The sequence below is a fragment of the Palleronia abyssalis genome, assembly GCF_900302445.1.
Taxonomy (GTDB): domain Bacteria; phylum Pseudomonadota; class Alphaproteobacteria; order Rhodobacterales; family Rhodobacteraceae; genus Palleronia; species Palleronia abyssalis.
Genome location: NZ_ONZF01000031.1, coordinates 1 through 1811, shown reverse-complemented (window position 1 = coordinate 1811; position 1811 = coordinate 1). Strand labels below are relative to the sequence as shown.

Genomic DNA, 1811 nt, shown 5'->3' with positions numbered 1-1811 from the left:
TCGGGCAGCTGGGTGATGGTATCTTCCGACATGTGGCATATCCCTTTCTCGGCTGAGAATTGACGGCGCTTCGACACCGCCTTGATATGCCGCCCCTCAGGGCATCACCAACTTTCGCGCGTTACTCACCGGCGTCGTGCTCCAGGCTCTACTCGTGGCCACATGGCGAAGGAAACCGAAGGCCAAGGTGCTGATCCATTCGGATCAGGGAAGCCAGTTCACAAGCATGGACTGGGCCGCTTTCCTGAAAGCCCACAACTTTGAGCATTCCATGAGCCGGCGCGGCAATTGCCACGATAACGCCGTCGCCGAGAGCTTCTTCAACCTGCTCAAGCGCGAGAGGATCAGGCGCCGCACCTACAGGACCCGCCAAGAAGCCCGGCGGGACGTGTTCGACTACATTGAAATGTTCTACAATCCCAAGCGCAAGCACGCGCGGAATAGAATGCTGTCGCCTGTCGAGTTCGAGCGACAGCGGAAACTGAGACACGAAGGCGTCTAAGAAACGCGGGGCTATTCAAACCCCGTAAAGAGCACTGCGCACATCGAAGGACGGCGCGTTGTGCTGCCTGCCTTTGATTCGTGCCTTTGGCAGCGGAGCCAGATTATCACTCGCTCGGACGGTCAGCGCCCCCACGGCAACTTCCAGTTTGTGGTCGCAAGCCTTGATCTGTGCCTTGTAGAAGTCGTAAACTTCCAGCGACTGTGTCAGGGCAAAGACATGTTCCTCGCGGTCGTTGCCGACCAATGCCGCCTTGATCGTATCTATGGAAAATTTGCAGCGAACATCCCGGAAGGCGGCAAGAGCCTCAGGATCGCGCTCGCCGCCGACAATGGCACGGATAATCCGCATGCCCGTCGCGCCCGTGATGTCGGAGACGACATGATGAAGCTGCAGGTTCATCTCCATGAGTGCCTTCTGCATATGCTGGATATGGGCGGTGGCATATTCGGTGAGCCGTTCCCGTTGGCGCACATAGGCGCGTAAAGTAGCAACCTCGGCTTCGGGGCGGAAGCTGCCACGTAACAAGCCATAGGAATGCAGCTGACGCAGCCATCCAGCATCGCTGACATCGGTTTTGCGGCCCGGCACATTCTTGGCATAGCGGGCGTTCACGAGGATGACCTCGAAGCCATGCGCTTCAAGGATCTCGAAGACCGGTATCCAGTAAACGGCGGTCGACTCCATGGCGACACTGGTAACACCGCACGACTGGAACCAGTCAGCGAGATCGTGCAGGTCTTGAGTGAATGTCCCGAAGGCTCGCACAGGCATGGTGTCAGCGTCAGGGTTCACAGCCGCCATATGCATCGTCGAACCGATGTCGATCGCAGCCGCATTGGGATTGACCATCTTCAGATCCGGGTGGCCACCGGTTTTGCGCTTTGTCATGGCATCTCCTCCGTTCAGGGCGAAGGGCGTGGGCCATGCACGTTCGTCATCTTCCTAACCGGGATCGCCGCGATGGCGGCGTCACCACTCTCAAGTGCGCATCGGCCCATGTGCCATGTTTTTTAACGGGGTCCAGCCCACCAATAAGCCATCGGCAACTGCCCTTCAGGCGCCGCGTAGCACAGGGTGTTGCTACCGCGCATAGGCAGGCTGCAGCCCGGAACGGTTTTTTAGTATGTCACGCTCCTCCTTGAGGATGCGAACCTCGCGCCGAAGCCGGTCGTTTTCTTGTGGCCTGCCCCAATCGGGAGGTCCGGTTTCAGTCTTAGTGCATGACGGGACTCGGCGCTACGGCCGGAGTGGCCGGCGAAGCGGCTCCGGATTGCGGAGCCGGCCACTGCACCACCTCGGGTGCTGG

2 pseudogenes are annotated in these 1811 nt (G+C 59.2%); one reads left to right on the top strand and one right to left on the bottom strand.

The annotated features are described in order from the left end of the window. Positions 1 to 127 precede the first annotated feature (127 nt). Positions 128 to 502 (top strand): annotated as a pseudogene (locus PAA8504_RS21615) (IS3 family transposase); the annotation flags it as partial. Positions 503 to 520: 18 nt separating this feature from the next. Here the strand turns inward: PAA8504_RS21615 and PAA8504_RS21610 are convergent. Beyond that, positions 521 to 1393, bottom strand: a pseudogene (locus PAA8504_RS21610) (IS110 family RNA-guided transposase); the annotation flags it as partial. Positions 1394 to 1811: the final 418 nt, after the last annotated feature.